General features: G+C 57.4%; 19 protein-coding genes. 10 read left to right on the forward strand and 9 right to left on the reverse strand.

Annotated features, from left to right (window positions below; all coding sequences use genetic code 11):
* Positions 1-225: 225 nt before the first annotated feature.
* The 5 genes from ACR0CA_RS18265 (at position 226) to ACR0CA_RS18285 (ending at position 4,081) form a co-directional block, all read left to right on the forward strand.
* On the forward strand, positions 226-663 hold the full coding sequence (locus ACR0CA_RS18265; protein WP_170775177.1) for a universal stress protein: 438 nt from the start codon (positions 226-228) through the stop codon (positions 661-663).
* A 14-nt stretch (positions 664-677) separates the two neighbouring features.
* Positions 678-2,228: an alanine/glycine:cation symporter family protein gene (locus tag ACR0CA_RS18270; RefSeq protein ID WP_480552464.1), complete on the forward strand. Its 1,551-nt coding sequence runs from the start codon at positions 678-680 to the stop codon at positions 2,226-2,228.
* Positions 2,229-2,410: 182 nt separating this feature from the next.
* Positions 2,411-2,611, forward strand: coding sequence for a 50S ribosomal protein L35 (gene rpmI / locus ACR0CA_RS18275; RefSeq protein ID WP_010443552.1), 201 nt, complete (start codon positions 2,411-2,413; stop codon positions 2,609-2,611).
* A gap of 14 nt (positions 2,612-2,625) precedes the next feature.
* On the forward strand, positions 2,626-2,991 hold the full coding sequence (gene rplT, locus ACR0CA_RS18280) for a 50S ribosomal protein L20 (protein ID WP_008756009.1): 366 nt from the start codon (positions 2,626-2,628) through the stop codon (positions 2,989-2,991).
* Between the two features lie 106 nt (positions 2,992-3,097).
* Complete coding sequence (locus ACR0CA_RS18285; protein ID WP_480900560.1) at positions 3,098-4,081, forward strand: hypothetical protein; 984 nt, start codon at positions 3,098-3,100, stop codon at positions 4,079-4,081.
* A 52-nt stretch (positions 4,082-4,133) separates the two neighbouring features.
* Here the strand turns inward: ACR0CA_RS18285 and ACR0CA_RS18290 are convergent, their stop codons facing one another.
* Entirely contained in the window at positions 4,134-5,525 is a 1,392-nt protein-coding gene (locus ACR0CA_RS18290; RefSeq protein WP_480900562.1) for an aminotransferase family protein, read from the reverse strand.
* A gap of 215 nt (positions 5,526-5,740) precedes the next feature.
* On the opposite strand from ACR0CA_RS18290, the gene ACR0CA_RS18295 reads away from it, so the two are divergent.
* Positions 5,741-7,369, forward strand: a complete 1,629-nt coding sequence (locus tag ACR0CA_RS18295) for an acyl-CoA synthetase (protein ID WP_480900564.1) — start codon at positions 5,741-5,743, stop codon at positions 7,367-7,369.
* On the opposite strand, the gene ACR0CA_RS18300 is transcribed toward ACR0CA_RS18295, so the two are convergent.
* The 7 genes from ACR0CA_RS18300 to hmgA form a co-directional block, all read right to left on the reverse strand.
* On the reverse strand, positions 7,366-7,707 hold the full coding sequence (locus ACR0CA_RS18300) for a DOPA 4,5-dioxygenase family protein (RefSeq protein ID WP_480900566.1): 342 nt from the start codon (positions 7,705-7,707) through the stop codon (positions 7,366-7,368). The two genes, ACR0CA_RS18295 and ACR0CA_RS18300, sit on opposite strands and share 4 nt — an antisense overlap.
* Before the next feature lie 85 nt (positions 7,708-7,792).
* On the reverse strand, positions 7,793-8,428 hold the full coding sequence (maiA, locus tag ACR0CA_RS18305; RefSeq protein ID WP_170791412.1) for a maleylacetoacetate isomerase: 636 nt from the start codon (positions 8,426-8,428) through the stop codon (positions 7,793-7,795).
* Between the two features lie 18 nt (positions 8,429-8,446).
* Positions 8,447-8,644, reverse strand: a complete 198-nt coding sequence (locus tag ACR0CA_RS18310) for a DUF2783 domain-containing protein (protein WP_480552470.1) — start codon at positions 8,642-8,644, stop codon at positions 8,447-8,449.
* Between the two features lie 5 nt (positions 8,645-8,649).
* Positions 8,650-10,260: an FAD-dependent oxidoreductase gene (locus ACR0CA_RS18315; protein WP_480900569.1), complete on the reverse strand. Its 1,611-nt coding sequence runs from the start codon at positions 10,258-10,260 to the stop codon at positions 8,650-8,652.
* A 129-nt stretch (positions 10,261-10,389) separates the two neighbouring features.
* Entirely contained in the window at positions 10,390-11,340 is a 951-nt protein-coding gene (locus tag ACR0CA_RS18320; protein WP_480552472.1) for an MBL fold metallo-hydrolase, read from the reverse strand.
* A gap of 87 nt (positions 11,341-11,427) precedes the next feature.
* A complete protein-coding gene (gene fahA / locus ACR0CA_RS18325; protein ID WP_480900571.1) occupies positions 11,428-12,684 on the reverse strand; it encodes a fumarylacetoacetase in 1,257 nt (418 codons plus the stop codon).
* 65 nt (positions 12,685-12,749) lie between these two features.
* Entirely contained in the window at positions 12,750-14,105 is a 1,356-nt protein-coding gene (hmgA, locus tag ACR0CA_RS18330) for a homogentisate 1,2-dioxygenase (RefSeq protein WP_170787147.1), read from the reverse strand.
* Between the two features lie 59 nt (positions 14,106-14,164).
* Here hmgA and ACR0CA_RS18335 point away from each other — a divergent pair, with 59 nt between their 5' ends.
* The 3 genes from ACR0CA_RS18335 (at position 14,165) to ACR0CA_RS18345 (ending at position 16,683) form a co-directional block, all read left to right on the forward strand.
* On the forward strand, positions 14,165-14,617 hold the full coding sequence (locus tag ACR0CA_RS18335; protein ID WP_170791422.1) for a MarR family winged helix-turn-helix transcriptional regulator: 453 nt from the start codon (positions 14,165-14,167) through the stop codon (positions 14,615-14,617).
* Positions 14,618-14,679: 62 nt separating this feature from the next.
* Complete coding sequence (locus tag ACR0CA_RS18340) at positions 14,680-15,915, forward strand: adenylate/guanylate cyclase domain-containing protein (protein WP_170787151.1); 1,236 nt, start codon at positions 14,680-14,682, stop codon at positions 15,913-15,915.
* A gap of 324 nt (positions 15,916-16,239) precedes the next feature.
* Positions 16,240-16,683 (forward strand): GNAT family N-acetyltransferase, encoded by a 444-nt coding sequence (locus ACR0CA_RS18345; protein WP_480900576.1) that lies wholly within the window; start codon positions 16,240-16,242, stop codon positions 16,681-16,683.
* 100 nt (positions 16,684-16,783) lie between these two features.
* Here ACR0CA_RS18345 and ACR0CA_RS18350 read toward each other — a convergent pair whose 3' ends face one another.
* On the reverse strand, positions 16,784-17,593 hold the full coding sequence (locus tag ACR0CA_RS18350) for a division plane positioning ATPase MipZ (protein WP_170775140.1): 810 nt from the start codon (positions 17,591-17,593) through the stop codon (positions 16,784-16,786).
* Between the two features lie 200 nt (positions 17,594-17,793).
* On the opposite strand from ACR0CA_RS18350, the gene ACR0CA_RS18355 reads away from it, so the two are divergent.
* Positions 17,794-18,681 (forward strand): AEC family transporter, encoded by an 888-nt coding sequence (locus ACR0CA_RS18355; protein WP_480900578.1) that lies wholly within the window; start codon positions 17,794-17,796, stop codon positions 18,679-18,681.
* Positions 18,682-18,696: the final 15 nt, after the last annotated feature.

The following is an 18,696-nucleotide window of genomic DNA, read 5'->3' on the forward strand; positions in this document are numbered from 1 at the left end:
ACAGGTCCCGGGTGATAGGAGATTAGCCTTAATTTTGGGTAAAAAAAGAATATAAAAAACATAAATATAGAAAAATAGGAGGGGAAACTTTCAGTTTCCCCTCTATTTTTTGGTGTTTTTCCCGGTTACTGGTTCGCGTGGGCGGTCAATTTAAAAAGTTCCAGACTCCGACTGCCCGGCCGGGGGCACGGGCCTCGGTATAATCAACAAAATTGGAGGAACACCATGACAACCAAGATTGTCATCGGACTGGACGGGACAGAAACCGGAGAACGCGCGATCGCATTTGCCAAAGATTTGGCTGAGCGGATCGGGACGTGTGAATTGCTGGTGGTTTATGTCATCGAATGGTCCCCGTTTACATTTCAGACACCGGAAGAAAACGCCCTGCGTCACAAGCGCCGCGAGGAAGAGGTTGAACTGGCCACGACGCGTATCATCGCGCCTGCGGTCGATGCGCTCAAAGCCGCCGGGTTCGAGGCACATGGTATCGTGCGTCACGGCGACGTTGCAGAAACGCTCAACAAGATCACCGTCGAAAACGGCGGCACACAGATCATCGTAGGACGCGCCTCCGCCGATGGGTTCAAGAAACGCCTGTTTGGCAGCTCGACCCAAAATCTGGTCATGCATGCCGATGTGCCGGTCACGGTCGTGAACTGATGGGAGAGACAAGAATGAGAATGCTCAAACAATTTGGCGCTTTCGCCGCTGGAGCCTTTGCCGCTGGTCCTGCCCTGGCGCAAGAGGCTCCGGGTCTCGACGAAAAGATCAATCAGGCGTTCGCCGATTTCACCGGCCCCTTCGTCAGCTTCATCTTCGCACCGTTTCCGGGAACCGGTTTCCCGTGGATCGTAGGTTGGTTGGTGATCGCCGCCACGGTGTTCACAGTTTATTTTGCCTTCGTGCAATTGCGCTTCTTCAGCCACGCGATCAGCCTTGTCAAAGGCGACTACTCCGACCCCAATGATGCAGGCGAGGTCAGCCACTTTCAGGCGCTTGCAACGGCGCTGTCGGGTACAGTCGGCCTTGGAAACATCGCCGGCGTGGCGGTGGCCATCGGTATCGGCGGGCCGGGTGCTACGTTCTGGATGATCGTCGCAGGTCTGCTGGGAATGGCCTCGAAATTCACCGAATGTACGCTGGGTGTGAAGTACCGCAACGAATACGAGGACGGTACCGTTTCGGGCGGTCCGATGTATTACATGTCCAAGGGGTTCAGTGAACTGGGCTTGCCGGGCGGTAAGATTCTGGCCGTTCTGTTCTCGATCTTCTGTATTCTTGGCGCGCTGGGTGGGGGTAATATGTTCCAGGCCAATCAGGCGCACCAGCAGATCGCTGGCATTGTCGGAGACTATCCGGGTTGGATCACAGGTCTGGTCTTTGCGGGTATCGTCTTTGCCGTGATCGTAGGCGGCCTGAAATCCATCGCCAGCGTAACCGAGAAGGTCGTGCCCTTCATGGGTGTCATGTATGTATTGGCCGCGTTGGTCATCATCATCATGCACGCGGATCAGATCGGCTGGGCTTTTGGTCAGATCTTCGCAGGTGCCTTCACCGGTCTCGGCGTGGCTGGCGGCATGGTCGGCGCGCTGATCCAAGGCTTCCGGCGTGCGGCGTTCTCGAACGAAGCAGGCGTGGGTTCTGCGGCGATTGCGCACTCGGCTGTGCGGACCAAGGAACCGATCACAGAGGGCTTTGTGTCACTGCTCGAGCCATTCATCGATACAGTCGTGATCTGTACCATGACTGCGCTTGTGATCATTATCACTCAGCAGCTGATCGTCGATCCGGCAACTGGCAACTACATGCTGAACGAAGCGGGCAACGCGATTGCAACTGTAGATGGCAATACGGGCGTCAGCCTGACCTCGGCAGCGTTCGGGAGTGCGTTTGGTTGGTTCCCGTTCATTCTGGCCATTGCGGTGGTGCTGTTTGCTTTCTCGACCATGATCAGCTGGTCCTACTATGGCCTTAAGGCCTGGACCTATCTGTTCGGCGAAGGCCACACTAAAGAGCTGATCTTCAAGATCATCTTCTGTGTGTTTGTGGTGATCGGTGCGGCGGCCAACCTTGGCCCGGTCATCGACTTCTCGGATGCGGCGATCTTCGCCATGGCGGTTGTGAACGTCTTCGCGCTGTATTTCCTGATGAAGATTGTACGTCAGGAGCTGGCGAGCTATGCGGCCCGGCTGAAAAGCGGCGAAATCCGCAAGTTCGGCCACTAAATCCTTTCACCGGGGCGGCCTGCGTCGCCCCGGTGCCAGACCAGCCGCAAAATAAGCAGATTCTGGTCCAAACCCCCTTGCCAGTATGATCGAACTTGCGTAAACGGCGCATCTGTTGCGTGACCGGCCGAGATGGCATGCCGAGTCGCGTCTGAAACCGAACCCGAGAATAGGAGACGGAAATGCCTAAGATGAAGACCAAGTCGAGCGCCAAGAAGCGCTTTAAGGTGACTGCGACCGGTAAGGTCCTTGCTGGCCAGGCCGGCAAACGGCACGGAATGATCAAGCGGACCAAGAAATTCATCCGCGACGCCCGTGGCAACACCACCCTGTCCGCCCCCGACGCCAAGATCGTCAAGGGCTACATGCCCTACGACCGCTAAGAGGAGATACCAACATGTCCCGCGTTAAAGGTGGAACCGTAACTCACGCCCGTCACAAGAAGGTCATCAAGGCCGCCAAAGGTTACTATGGCCGCCGCAAGAGCACCTTCAAGGTTGCCCGTCAGGCCGTCGACAAGGCCAACCAGTACGCAACCCGCGACCGCAAGAACCGCAAGCGCAATTTCCGCGCGCTGTGGATCCAGCGTATCAACGCTGCTGTCCGTTCGCATGACGAGGCTCTGACCTATTCCCGCTTTATCAACGGCCTGAACCTGGCCGGCATCGAAGTGGACCGCAAAGTTCTGGCCGACCTGGCCGTGCACGAACCGGAAGCGTTCGGCGCGATCGTCGCCAAAGCTCAGGCCGCTCTGGCTGCCTGATCCTCTGAATACAGAGACAGTGAAGGAAAGGCCGTCCCATTCGGGGCGGCTTTTTATTTTCATCTATCGATTGTAACTTACCATCGTTCTCAAAATTTGGTTTCGAATGGTTGTTATTTTTTTCATAGGCTACTTGGCTTTTTTCATCGCTTTTTCGGTTTCTTATTCGCTTGGCAAAGGCCGCTCGCTTAAAGGTGGGCTGTTCTTTCTGGGAATACTTTTAGCAGTTGTTGCAGGAGCAATAGCCTTTGGCATGACGCGTAGCGTTCCCGACGATCTCAGTGCCCAAATTTCGCAGTTGGCCACGGCGTATTTTCTTTTGGTTCCCGTTTCTAGCGTTGGACTTGGAATGGCGGTTGCGAGTTTGGTTGGGTACTTTGAGGGAAGTAGAGTTACTCAGGTGGTCATTCTCTCCGTGGCTGCGTCCCTTCCGATTGGTGTGGGCTTGATAATGTATCAGCAGAACGAGAGCGTTGAACGCACGAAGGAGCGTTTCCGGGCTGAGATGGAGCTAACGAACGTGTCTGGAGCATTTGGTTCGAATGTAGTCACGATACCAGTATCCCCCATCGTTTCCATTGGAACGCGGTGCAAAGTCGAGCAGGGCCAAAGCCCTAACACTTGCAATGCCAGCTTTGGCCAACCGAATACCTATGAGTTTTTCCAAGGATTTGAGGCGACGGACCTGGACTTTTCTTGGTTGGTCATTCGGAATCCCGGTAATGATTGTTGGGTCAAGGCCAATTGCGAGCAGTTCGAGGAATGGTGTTCGCGACGTACAGATTTGGCTGATAGCGCTTGGTGTTGGGGCGAGCGCGAAATCGCGGTAAAAATGCGAAGCGACCCTAAACAACAAAATGAGGAAGATCTCGATGTTCCTCTCTTAAAGCTGTCCAGCCCCATTCCTGACCTACGCGCTCGTTGCCGATACCACCCAAAAACCGTGAATTGCAAAGTTCATTTTCTAGTCGCGCATGATATCCGAACGATCCTGTCAATAAGCGAAATTGTGCCGGGGCGTGAAGAGGCAGCTGTCCTAGAAGCAAAGGCTTATGTAGATCGTTTATGGTCGGAAATGACGGGTGAATAAAAAAAACCGGCGCGAGATACGCCGGTTTTCAGGTATTCCGAACAGTAGGGTGTTACCCGAACACACGCCCCAACGCGCCGTCGACGGCGTCGGTGATCTGGTCAATATCGTCCGGCGTCGCGATTAGCGCTGGCGAGAAACACAGCGTGTTGTTCTTGCCGGGAACCGAGCGGTTGGTCACGCCGATGATCACACCCTGCGCCATGCAGTCGGCCACAACGGCCTGTGCCATCTTTTCGTTCACCGGTTCGCGGGTTGACCGGTCCGAGACCAGCTCGGCCCCAAGGAAAAGGCCTTTGCCGCGCACGTCGCCGATGACCTTGTGCTTCTCCATTAGCGCCTGAAGGTTGCCCATCATTCGCGCGCCCATATCGGTGCAGTTTTGCAGCAGGTTCTCATCTTCGATGATCCGCATGTTCTCGATCGCCGCTGCCGGACCGGCCGTACAGCCGCCAAAGGTCGAGATATCGCGGAAATAGTTCATCGGGTCGTCCGCGTTGTCCTTGAACATGTCAAAGATTTCCTCGGTTGTGACCAGACAGGCAATCGCCGCATAGCCCGAAGCAACGCCCTTGGCCATGGTCACAAAATCAGGCTGCACGCCATATTGCTGATAGCCGAACCAAGTACCGGTGCGGCCAACACCACAGACGACTTCATCAATATGCAGCAGAATGTCGTATTTCTTGCAAATCTCTTGCACGCGCTGCCAATACCCTTCGGGGGCTTCGATGACACCACCACCGGCGGTCACAGGCTCAAGGCACAGGGCACCTACAGTGTCGGGGCCTTCGCGCAGGATGACCTCTTCGATCTGATCAGCAGCCCATTCGCCGAAATTCTCTTCGGGTGCGCCGCCCAACTCGTGCTTGCGGTATTCCATGCAATGGGGCACCCGCACGAAATCAGGCGCGAAGGGGCCGTATTGCGCGTTACGCTCATCCTGACCGCCCGCCGACATTGCCGCCAGGGTCGAGCCGTGGTAGTCGCGGTCGCGGTACAGGATCTTGGTCTTCTTGCCGCCGTATTTTTTGTGGGCGATCTGACGGACCATCTTGAAGGCTTTCTCATTCGCCTCAGAGCCCGAGTTCATATAGTAGACGCGGCTCATCCCCGGCATTTTGTCGATCAGCTTTTCCGCAAAGATCGACCCCGGAATCGAGCCAGCCGATTGGGCGAAATAACACAGCTTCATCAGCTGGTCATAGACCGCCTTGCAGATCGATTCGCGGCCATAGCCTACATTCACCGTCCAGACCCCGCCGGATACGGCATCCAGATGTTCCTTGCCTTTCTGGTCCCAGACGCGCATCCCCTTGCCCTCGACAATGATGCGCGGGTCGTTGGTTTCAAACGGTTTATGCTGGATCAGGTGGTGCCAGATATGGGCGCGGTCGGCCTCGACTACGCGGGAAAGATCGTTTTCGTTGAACGTGCCGTCCATGACATGTCCTTTCGCAAAGTGTGGGTGCGTAAGCGGCGGAGCAGGAGCCCCGGCCCTTGACTATTCGATGGCTCAGATCACCGCGAAAGACCACCGGTAGATAGGGCCAGATTGCACTATCGCGTATTGCCAGTCTATGTCGTATTCATACGGGTTTGTCAGGCGCGCGTCTTTGTGATCAAGTCGCGCGACAGATACTGAGGGAGGATGCGCTGATGACCGCGGCAAATATCTATGAGCGTCATTTGGACAAGGGCAGGGCGAACTACACGCCCCTGTCACCGCTGAGCTTCATCGACCGCACGGCTCAGATCTACCCAGACTACCCGTCCGTCGTTTACGGCGCGCGACGTTATAGCTGGGCGGAAACCTACGCGCGCTGTCGCCGAATGGCCGGTGCTTTGGTTGCACGGGGGATTGGCAAGGGCGACACCGTATCAATCATCGCGGCTAACATCCCAGAGATGTACGAGGCGCATTTCGGTGTCCCCATGACCGGCGCCGTTCTGAACGCCATCAACACAAGGCTGGATGCCCCGATCATTGCCTTCATCCTGAACCACGCGGAATCCAAAGTACTGCTGGTCGATCCCGAGTTCTCGGGCGTCGTGAAAGAGGCGCTGACGCAGGTCGATCACGATCTGCTGATCATTGATATCGAAGATGACAGCTATGAGGGGGGCGAGAAGCTGGGTGCGCTGACCTATGACGCTCTGCTGGCCGAGGGGGATCCCGAATACGCGTGGTCTCTGCCGGGTGACGAATGGGACGCGATCACGCTGAACTATACCTCTGGTACCACGGGCAACCCCAAGGGGGTTGTCTATCACCACAGGGGTGCGGCCCTGAACGCACAGTCGGACCTGCTGGATTGGGACATGCCCAAGCATTCGACCTATCTGTGGACGTTGCCGATGTTCCACTGCAACGGCTGGTGTTTCCCTTGGGCGATGGCGGCCAATGCAGGCGTCTCGGTCTGTTTGCGCGCGGTGCGGGCCGAACCGATCTATGCCGCCTTCCGCGACGAAAAAGTCACCCATTTCTGCGGCGCTCCCATCGTGCTGAACATGCTGGCCAACGCACCCGAGGCACTCAAGGATTTCGACCAGAAGATCAAGGTGATGACCGCAGGGGCCCCGCCCCCTGCCGCCGTGATTGCGAATATGGAAGGGATGGGGATCGAGGTTACACATGTCTACGGCCTGACCGAAACCTACGGTCCATCGGTCGTCTGCGCCTGGAAAGATGAGTGGAACGAAAAACCGGCCGATGAGCGCGCTGCGCTGAAGGTCCGGCAGGGGGTGCGCTACACGGCACTGTCCGGTCTGATGGTGGCCGACCCTGAAACGCTGGAGCCGGTCCCTTCCGACGGGGAGACCATGGGCGAGATCTTCATGCAGGGCAATGTGGTGATGAAGGGCTATCTCAAGAACCCCGATGCCACCGACAAGGCGTTTAACGGCGGCTGGTTTGCCTCGGGTGACCTGGGGGTGATGCACCCCGACGGCTATATCGCGCTCAAGGACCGGTCCAAGGACATCATTATTTCGGGAGGCGAGAATATCTCATCGGTCGAGGTCGAGGATATCCTCTACAAACACCCCGCTGTGATGGAGGCTGCCGTGGTTGCCCGCCCCGACGAGAAATGGGGTGAGACACCGTGCGCATTTGTCGAACTCAAACCCGATGCACAGACGACTGACGCAGACATCATCGCCTTTTGCCGCGATCACATGGCCCATTTCAAGGCACCCAAAACGGTGGTGTTCGGGCCGCTGCCCAAGACTTCGACGGGAAAGGTGCAAAAGTTCAAGCTGCGCGATCAGGCCAAGGCTCTGGGCTAAGTGCCCGTTCGATCAAAGATCGTCAGGTCCAACATTAGCATTTCGCCCATCCAGATGGCACGATCCCGGTGATCCTCAAGATGCTGGCCAGTTTCGGGATGCGTAAAGATGGTGAGCCCGTGTCGGTTCAGCATCAGCCATGGAATAACCTGATCAAACGCGTCGGGCGCAAATGCCAGCTGACAGCTCCAGCGCGGATGTGGGCCAACGTTCTTGGCGTGCATTCGGCCGACCTCAACAGGGAACAAGCGGCCCGCCTTTTCGCAAAGCTGTTGCGCGACTGTTTGAGAATGAGCATCGAAATAGACATGGGCGTGATAGCCGGTGATTTCGGGCATAGGGGTCTCCATCATTGCTGAGACGATCTTAATAAACCAGCGTCGCGTCTTTCCCTATCCGCATGGGTACACAGACCCTGTGCAGTCAGTCAGGCGCGTGCCGGTCCGGGTGAGCCTGCGCAAAAGCGGGCAGGTCTGCGCAGGTAGCGTCGACACTCAAGATACGGGGTAGCCCGGTCAGATCGACCTGCCAGCGACGTGCATTATACATCTGCGGGATTAGACACAGATCGGCCAAACCGGGCTGAGTGCCGGTACAATAGGGGGCTTGTTCGAAACCGTTCAGCAATGCTTCGAACGCCAGTAGGCCGGGACGGATGAAATGGCGCATCCAATCGCCCGGCATGCCTTCGGCGCTGCCACTTAATGTCGTTGCGTGGCGCGCGACCGACAGGTTGCAGACCGGATGCAGATCTACGGCGATGGATTGCGCCAATGCCAAAGCCTGCGCGCGAGCCGCTGGCTCGGCAGGCAGCAAGCCCATACCGCGGGTCTGATCCAGATAGTCGATGATCGCCAACGACTGGGTCAGACGCAGCCCGTCTATCTCAAGAACAGGCACCAGGCCTTGCGGATTGCGGGCCAGATGCACGTCGGACCTGTGATCGCCCGCCACCAGGTCGACCGAAACTGCCTGATACGAAATCCCGGCGAGGTTCAGCGCGATACGCACCCGATAACTGGCCGAAGACCGCCAATAATCATATAGGATCACACTCATCCGGATCTCCCTACTAGATCAATCCCCAGGCAGCGTGGCCGTTTTCAAAGCTTGTGACAACACCTCGGCATCACCGATGTGGTTGGCCAGAACCAAGATCAGCCGCGCATTCAACGCGTCGCTTTGGTCCTTTCCCAGCCCTTCATGCGAGGCTAACAACTGCGCATAGAAGTCGTCTGCGCTGTCGAAATTGGGGGTGAGGATCAGATCAGCCATCCTGCTTACTCCTTTCCTGTGGCCCGGCGCATCGCCTGCCGGAACGCGTTTTCTTCGAAATTGTCCCGCCGCGCCGCCACATGTTGGTCTGGGCGGATCAGATAGACGGCACTGGTCGCATCGCCCAGATAGCGGCGCTTCAGCTCAAGCGTCAGGTCATCCTTGACCGAAAGTGCGAGTCGTGTGGCCTCGACTCCGTCTTCTTCGATCCGGTCAGGAGCGTCAGCGTCGATGGTCAGCAAAGTGAATTTGCCCGCCAGTTTTGACAACAAGAATTCGTCGCCCAATGGCGCATCAGGGCAGGCCGCGCCGGGGCAGGTCAGGTCCGGCCCGCTAAGCGCATCAGCCGAACTGAGCGACGATCCCTCGTAGGTACACGGCGTGCTCAGCCGCCCGGAATTGACCAGCGGGCGTGCGAATTCGTAGTGCTCGCTCAGGTCTAGAACTGCATCGCGCATCAGGCGCGACATCTCGGATTTCGGCGTGATGAAATCGGTCGAGCGGGTGGAGTTCTGGATATTCTCATCCGCTGCCTGCACGCGCTCGCGGCTATAGCTGTCCAATAGCAGCTCGGGTGCCCGACCGTCGATGACCAGCTTCAACTTCCAGCACAGATTGTCGGTGTCCTGAATTCCCGAATTCGCCCCGCGCGCGCCAAACGGGCTGACCTGATGGGCGCTGTCCCCTGCAAAGAGCACACGGCCATAGCGGAACCGTTCCATCCGGCGGCATTGAAACGTGTAGATCGACACCCATTCAAGTTCGAACGCCACATCCTCGCCCAGCATTGCCTTGAGGCGCGGGATAACGTTTTCGGGGCGTTTCTCGCGCTCTTTGTCGATGTCCCATCCCAGTTGCAGATCGATGCGCCAGACATTGTCGGGCTGTTTGTGCAGCAGCGCGGATTGACCCCGGTTGAAAGGTGGATCGAACCAGAACCAGCGCTCGGTCGGGAAATCAGCCTCCATCACCACATCGGCGATCAGGAAGTTGTCCTCGAACACGCGGCCTTCGAAATCCAGCCCCAGCATCCGGCGGGTGGGAGAATGCGCGCCATCGCACGCAATCAGCCAGTCGGCTTCGACGTTATAGGGGCCCTCTGGCGTCTCGACCTCAAGCTTGACGTGATCGTCATGGGTGCCGATCGCCTCGACCTTGTTGCGGCCGCGAATTTCGATCGGTGCGCCTTCGGCCTGCAAAGCGCGGACACGGTCGACCAGAATTTTCTCAAGATGATATTGTTGCAGGTTCACGAAGGCGGGGTTGGCAAAGCCTTTTTCGGGCAGCAAGTCGAACTCATAAACTTTGCGGTCGTCGAAAAAGACCTTGCCTGCTTCCCATTGAACCCCGGTTTCTGCCATCGGTTTGCCACAGCCCAGCCGGTCGGCAATATCCAATGTACGTTGTGAAAAGCAGATCGCGCGGCTGCCGAAACTGACCTTGTCATTGTCATCCAGCACCACGACCTCGACCCCTTGCTGCGCCAGATCGATGGCGGCGCTCAGGCCAACGGGACCGGCGCCCACAACGATCACCTTGTGGCGCACAGGCGTTGCAGTGTCCTGATCCGGGCTGCGATCATACGCATAAAGGGGTGTTTCGAAGATCTTGTTCATAGGCTCTCTCCCCGGTGCCTTGGCGCGAAACTCCGTGTCTCTGGCGGGACTGGGCCAGAGGGTCTTCCCGAATGGTTCCATCGAAACTCCGGCCGCAAAACGATCTGGATCAAATGCGACGCTATGTCCCTAGGCTTGCAGGGCCTCCCACATCTCCAGATCCCGTTGGGCGGTCCATATGCGCGGCGTGTCAATACCGCGGGCTTCGTCATAGGCGCGGGCGACGTTGAAGGGCAGGCAGTGTTCATAAATCGCGTAATCGGCAAATTTCGGATCACACTCGGCACGTACGGCGTCCCACGCTTCTTTAAGCGATCCTCCACGCGCCGCGACCTTTGCAGCAGGAAGGTAGGTGCTGTCGACGAAATCGCGGGTGTTTTCGATGGCGGCATTGACCATGTTCTTACCGATCAGAGCGTCTCCGCGTCCCGGCGCGATGGCGTCCACGTCGAACCATTTGATCGCATCCAGCGTATCGCCCCAGTCGCCGAAGTGCCCGTCGCCGCAGTAGCAGGCCGAGTGGTATTCGACGATGTCGCCTGTGAACATGACATTCTGATCAGCCACATGGATGACGATATCACCCGCCGTATGGGCGCGGCCCAGATGCATCAGGTCGACCCGGCGGTTGCCCAGATAGACCGTCATCGTATCGCTGAAGGTGGTGGTGGGCCACGTCAGGCCGGGGATGCTTTCATGCCCCTCAAAAAGGCGGGGAAAGCGTTGGAATTCGCTGTCCCAATCCTCTTGTCCGCGTTCCACGACCATAGCGCGGGCCATATCCGACATCAGGATTTGCTGCGCTCCGAAGGCGCTGGCCCCAAGCACGCGCACGGCGTGGTAGTGGGTCAACGCCACATGGGTGATCGGTTTGTCGGTGACCGAGCGGACGCAGTCGATGACCTTCTGCGCCAGACGGGGGGTGGCCTGGGCCTCGATAATCATGACGCTGTCATCGCCGATGATGACGCCGGAATTGGGATCGCCCTCGGCGGTGAAGGCATAGAGCCCTTCGCCGATTTCCGTGAAGCTGATCTTTTTTTCGGACATGTCCCCTTGGGACGCGAAAGCCTTGGCCATGTTGGGTTCCTTTTTCCGAGCCGTGTGCGGATTGCGGTGTTGCACCGCCTCCGGCGGCCGTATTTTTGACGAGAAGAAGGGCTGGGTTCACCTTTTATAGGGGTCGTCCAATGCGGACAGAAGGGTGCCGGTGCAATCTCCGAAGCCGATTGTGTAGCCGTCGCCTATGGCGGATCCGGTTAGGGTCAGAGTGTCGCCGTCCTCGATAAAGCTACGGGTCTCGCCAGTGTCGAGGGTCAGGGGTTCCTTACCGCCCCAGCTGAGTTCCAGAAGTGAGCCGCGCTCGGGTTTTGTGGGGCCAGATATCGTGCCCGATCCCAGTAGGTCGCCGGTGTTCATCGGGCAGCCCGAGGTCGTGTGATGGGCCAGTTGTTGGGCTGCAGAATAGTACATCTGGTTGTAATTCGTACGCGCGATCGTAGTGGCGGGCTTGCCAGCGGGGGCCATCGTAACGGACAGGTCGATGTCATAGAGCATGGGTCCACAATCTTTGAGGTGATCCAGCAGCTCATGTTCGCGGGCTGGGGTGTCACAGCGGAATGGCTCCAGCGCGGCTTTGGTCACGATCCAGGGGCTGATCGAGGTGGTCGTGGCCTTGGCCTGGAAGGGACCCAATGGCTGATATTCCCAGGCCTGGATATCGCGGGCGGACCAATCGTTTAGCAGAACATAACCAAAGATGTTGTCGTCCGCCTCCTGCACCGAGATCGGGCCTTCCGACGGTGTGCCCACAATGGCGCCCATCTCAAGCTCAATGTCAAAGCGGCGGCTGGGCAGGAAGGCCGGGCGGTCGTGATCGGGAGACTTCAATTGGCCCCACGGACGACGGATATCCGTGCCCGACACAACAACGGACGAGGCGCGGCCGTTGTAGCCGATGGGAATGTGCAGCCAATTGGGTGGTAGCGCATTTTCGGGCCCGCGGAACATGGTGCCAACATTCTGTGCGTGGTGGCGGCCTGCGTAGAAGTCGGTGTATTCGCTGACTGCGAAAGGCAGGTGCATCTCGGCATCACTTTGAGCCACGAGCAGGGGTTCGACTTGCCCTTGTTCTTCCGATCCGTCGGCCAAAAGACTGTTCAGGCGCGCGCGCAGGGCAGCCCAGACGGCCGGGCCTTGCTCCATCAGTGGGTTCCAAAAGGGCAGGTCAAACAAGGGCTCATCCGTCAGGACGATCAGGCCATTGGCCTCGGCCGTGGTGATGTCGAGGATCATGTCTCCAATCGCCACTCCGCAGCGCGGTTCACCGTCTTCGGTGGAAAACACACCGTAAGGCAAGTTGTTCAATGGGAACGGATGGTTGGCGGCGTTGGCCGAAGCCACCCAGGAATTCATCAAGGACATTCTTTCTCCAGACCTTTTGTGCAGGTCGAGATTTTTCGTCGAAAAATCTTGGACCCGCGAGGTGTTTATTTTTTGCCGGGTGTTCCGTCGAACTTTTTCTCAAGCGAGGTCCAGCAGTCAATGTAATCATCCTGCAAGGGGGCCTCATTGGCGGCGAATGCCGTTAGGTGCTGCGGAAAACGGGTTTCAAACATGAAGGACATGGTGTTGTCCAACTTGTCCGGGCCGAGGTTGGAATTTGACGCTTTGTCAAACGCTTCGCGGTCCGGCCCGTGGGGCAGCATCATATTGTGCAGGCTCATCCCTCCGGGAACAAATCCCTGTGGCTTGGCGTCATACTGGCCGTAGATATTGCCCATCAGCTCGGACATGATGTTTTTGTGGTACCAGGGCGGGCGGAACGTGTCTTCTGCCACCATCCAGCGTTCGCGGAACAGGACGAAGTCGATATTGGCCGTGCCGGGCTGGCCCGAAGGCGCTGTTAAGACAGTAAAGATCGACGGATCGGGGTGGTCGAACAGGATCGCGCCGACCGGGCAATAGGTGCGCAGGTCATATTTGTAAGGCGCGTAGTTGCCATGCCAGGCGACCACATCCAGCGGGCTTTGCCCGATCTTGGTGGTATGAAACTGGCCGCACCACTTTACGGTGACAGTCGAGGGGACCTCGCGGTCTTCGAACGCCGCCACGGGCGCCTTGAAGTCGCGCGGGTTGGCCATGCAGTTCGCGCCGATCGGACCTCGGCCCGGCAGTTCGAATTTCTGCCCGTAGTTCTCACAGACGAAGCCGCGCGCAGGGCCTTCCAGAACCTCGACCCGGTAGACCAGACCGCGTGGGATGATGGCGATCTCTTTGGGTTCAACGTCAATGATCCCAAGCTCGGTGGCAAAGCGTAGACGGCCTTCCTGAGGGACCACCAACAGCTCGGAATCGGCCGAGAAGAAATAGTCATCCACCATGGAGTCCGTCACCAGATAGATATGGCTGGCCATGCCCACCTGCGTATTGACATCCCCCGCCGTGGTCATGGTGCGCATGCCAGTCAGCCAGGTCAGGCCGTCACCGGAATGGGCAACCGCGTCCCAGCGGTATTGACCCAAGCTGATGACATCCGGGTCAACGCAGGGGGCCGATTTCCAATAGGGCAGGTCGATTTTCTCATATCGATGCGAATGCTTGACCGAGGGGCGAATGCGATAGCACCACGTCCGTTCCGGCGGATTGGCGGTGAATGCCGTACCGCTCAGCTGTTCGCCATAGAGGCCATAATTGCAGCGTTGCGGGCTGTTCATCCCTTGCGGCAGCGCGCCGGGCAAAGCTTCTGTTTCAAAGTCGTTTGCCCAGCCAGGCATATAGCCTTCGTGTGTGCCAACAGAGCTGCTGGCCTGGGTCATCTGATGCGGATCAGCCGGACGGTTCATCCCGTACTCCTCCTGTTTTGCTGCTTGTGGGATAATAGTTGATTTTGTAACTAACAAGCATGACAAAGACAGACACCGCAAAAAATGATGCGTTTGATTTGCAGGATTTCCTGCCCTATCTGCTGAACCGCGCAGCCGAGGAAAGCTCGTTGGAATTTCAGCGTGCCTACAAGGACCGCTACGGGATGTTGCGCACGGAATGGCGTGTGCTGTTTCATCTGGGAAATTATGGTGAGATAACCGCGAAAGAGATCGGGGAAAGAGCGCGTATCCACAAGACCAAGATCAGTCGGGCGGTCAGCAAGCTTGAACTCCGCCGATTCCTGACACGCACGCCCAACGAAAGCGACCGCCGGGTCGAGCATCTGAAACTGACCCCAACGGGCAAGGCTGCCTACCGAGAGCTCTGCGGCATAGCCCGGCAATATGATGCCAAACTGGCCGCAATGTTTGATGAGGATGAAGCCGCCCTGCTGCGCAAGATGTTGCAGAAACTGGCCGAGATGAGGTGAACTCTGGTAATTGTCATCCATTGACCCCAGATGACGTTCAGAGCGGACATAGGAAACAAAGAATGACAGCCCCGGAAAAGAACGCGGCGAAATCAACGGATTTGATCAACTGGATTGTTGCCCGCGGCCTTGAAGGCGCGGACAAAGAAGAATTGCTGGACGGGTATTGCACTCGGCTGGTTGAGCTCGGCGTGCCGCTGATGCGGTTTCATGCGGCCCAATCGGCCCTGCACCCGGTCTATGGCGGCACCGGCTATAGCTGGTATCAGGGGCAGGGCGGCGATTATCAGAAATTCAAATACTCGGAAGATGTCAGTGAGGATTGGCAGAACAGCCCATTATACGCGATCCTCAACGAAGACCTCGATTTCGTGCATGAACGGATCGTCGATCAGAACGAACCCAGCCGATATCCTCTGATCAACGACCTGCGCGAGGTCGGTGCGACCGACTATTACGCCACCAGTGTGCCCTTTGACATGCCGACCAACAACATACCACTCGATGCGAAAAAGGCGGTAGATGGGGTCTTGCTGTCCTGGACCAGCAACGCGCCTGACGGGTTTCAGGACAGCGATCTGGACCTGATCAATACGGCCTTGCCGCATCTGGGGCTGGCGTTGAAATCAGCCTCGAACGCGCGGATATCCAAGGACCTGATGCGCGTCTATCTGGGCCGAGATGCGGGCCGTCGTGTGCTGTCGGGCGAGATCCGGCGCGGGTCGTTGCAGCAGATCGACGCGGTGATCTGGAACTTCGATCTTGAGGGATTTACCAGCCTGTCCGAAGAGTTGCCCGGCAACGAGATCATCGACATGCTGAACGACTATCTGGCGGTGGCGGTTGGGGTGGTCCATGACAATGACGGGAATATCCTGAAATTCATGGGCGACGGGCTGATGGCCATGTTCGATGTCGGGGATATTGATGAGGATGCAAGGGCCGCGCTAAAGGCCGTTCCGATGCTGCAATCGCGTATTGAAGAGCTGAACGCTGCGCGAAAAGCCGACGGTCTACCCGTGGCGAATTTCACGCTGGCGCTGCATTCGGGGGAAATCCTCTATGGCAATATCGGGTCCGAAAGCCGTTTGGATTTCACCGTCATCGGCCCAGCGGTAAACCAGACCGCGCGGATCGCAGGGATGCACCGGTCATTGGGCCAGCGTATCCTGATCTCGGACGATGTTGCGCAGGCAGCGCAGCCTTGTGGGCAAGACCTGATCTCGGTCGGACGCTACATGCTGCGCGGTGTGCCCGAACCGAAAGAGTTGTTTACGGTCTATCGGGCGGGGGGTTAGGTATTGGGGTGCGGCAATACACCTGTCCTTGCTCGTAAGTCGTCGCAGTGATACCCCAGTTGCACGCTCGGCATGCTCGCAGGGCGATGGAGATTTTATGTTTGCGATTGCGGGAAACCGCTGAGTCCTGAACGGAAGGACGACTAAGCCAAATAAAGCCTGTTTATAATTTCTCAGGCTTCCAATGACGTATGGCTCGTGAACAGTCGAAACAACCATAACTGTGAATGACAATGGCACGGGTTCTGCGTCCGCCATATCGATAGCTTTTGCTCGTTTGGCGATACAACGAAAGACGAAGGACCAATGAAAATACGACCAACAATGCGCGACGATGTCGCCGCTTTACAGGAAGTACTTAACGGCACCGAACTTTTCCCAAGTGAGATGCTGCCTGACATGGTGAACAGTTTTCTATCCGATGAAGAAAGCTCTGAAATTTGGCTAACATGCGAAGTGGACGGAAACCCAGTGGGTTTTTGCTACGCAGTTCCAGAAGAGCTTGCAGAAGGGGCATGGAATATGCTCGCCATTGCAGTTTTGCCCACGCAGCAAGGAGGCGGTTTAGGTAGTGCAATCTCAAGGCATCTGGAGACCGAGCTTAAAGAGCGTGGGCAGCGCATCCTAATAGTTGACACGTCAGGCACGGAAGAGTTCAAGCAGACTCGCGAATTCTACCGAAAGAATGGCTACACCGAGGAAGCCCGTATCAGGGATTTTTGGGCGACAGGAGATGACAAAATCGTCTTCTGGAAGTCCTTAAACTGACTTATCAGGCTGCTGGCCTGTCTTCGGACGGGCCAGTTTCTCTCAGTTGCCTTGACGGAAAAATCAGCTTCGTCCCGCATAGCGGACTTGCGACGGCGACCTAAAAGTCGATCTCAACACCCGGCAGGTTCAACTCTTTCATCATGTCGCGCAATTCCTGTCGCGCAGCGATGTTCGAGATGTTGAGTTGTTTGACCCCGATATCCTTTAGGTCCAGCAGGGTCAGGCCACGGGGGAACAGCTCGCGGAAGATCACACGCTCGGAAAATCCCGAAGCGACGCGGAACCCGATGCGCTGCGACAGCATCTCGATCGCGCGCTGCATCTTTTCCTTGTTGACCATGCGCTGCGTACCGACACGGTTGCGCACGACGACCCAGTCGATCGGTTTCAACCCGGCCTGCGCGCGCAACTGGCGGGCATTCCAGACCATCTCGGAATAGACCGAAGGACCAAGGATTTTCTCACCCTTGGAATCGATCCGCGCCAGCAGGTCAAAGTCGATGAAACTGTCGTTCAGTGGCGTGACAAGCGTATCGGCCAGCGAATGTGCCACCTGGCTGAGGCGGGTATGCGAGCCGGGGCAGTCGATCAGGATGAAGTCACTATCGCTTTCCAATTCGGCCACCGCGGCCGAGAGGCGATGGTCATAGATATTCTCGCCGGGCTTCAGCTTGCTTGCGTCAATCTCGGGCAGGTCGTGGTGGCGCGGGGTCGGCAGGGTCAGGTCCGAATTCTTCAAGAAGTTGGCCCGGTTTTCGAAATACCGTCCCAGACTGCGCTGTCGCAGGTCCAGATCCAGCGTGCTGACTTTGTGTCCCAGTCGGGCCAATGCAGTGGCCACATGCATCGAGACGGTCGATTTGCCTGCGCCGCCCTTCTCGTTCCCCACTACGATAATATGTGCCATGCCTGTATTCCCAAGTCCCGCCGTGTTTGACCACAGTTTGTTGCGTGCCACTATATGTTGTGGAGCGAAGGAAGGGAAGGACCCGAAACGCCATTCTAGGGCGCTGTTGCGAAAACTCAGACCCTGGGCCGAGGGGGCGGTTGCCAAAAGCGGTCCTCTATTTCACTCTTGCTTGAAGAGCTACGCTGGAAGGGCGTGAATTGGAGCAACTTTTCCTGAATGTCCTGAACGTGGTCCTGCCGGTTCTGATCTGCGCCGGGATCGGGTACGTGTTGGCGCTGACAAAAGCACCCTTTGACAATAAGGTCATCGGAGGGGTGGTTTCGCGCGTTGGGTATCCGACCCTGATCATCTCGCATCTTTCGACGACCCAGATCGCGGTTGGCACCTTTCTGGACGTCATGGCCGCCGCAGCGTTGGCGATTGCGGCGTTTGGCATGTTGGGCTTTGTCGTGCTGAAGGCGATGCGCCTGCCGGTTCGGGCGTTCTTGACGCCATTGATGCATGGGAATGTAGGCAATATCGGCCTGCCGATTACTCTGCTGGCGTTGGGCGATGCCGGGATGGCCTATACGATGGGTTTTGTGGTCGTCGTTTTGATCAGCGTTTTTACCCTTGGAATGTGGATCCCGGCCGGAGAGTTCTCGGCCAGAAAGCTTCTCACCTCTCCGGTTATTTATGCTGTCGTCATCTCACTGATCCTGATGACGACCGGGTACAGCCTGCCGCAACCCGTGGCCAAGTCCTTTGACATCCTCGGTGGGCTGTCGATCCCGCTGATGCTGCTGACGCTGGGCCATACGCTAGCCAGCCTAAGGGTGCAAAGTCTGGGGCGTGCGGTGAGCCTGACCGCATTGCATCTGGGTATGGCGTTTGCCATCTCAACGAGCCTCGTCTGGGTCTTTGGGTTTACGGGGGCCGAGCGTGGCGCGGTGATCCTGTGCTGCCTGATGCCGTCCTCGGTGGCGACCTATTTGTTTGTCGACCAGCATCTGCCGGAATACGGCCCTGACGTGGCTGGTTTCATTCTTGTCTCGACCCTGGCAACCATTCTGGTTCTGCCTGTGGCGCTATCCTATTGGATCTGATTGCGCCAGCCCAAA

It is taken from the genome of Ruegeria sp. F12 (assembly GCF_056533885.1).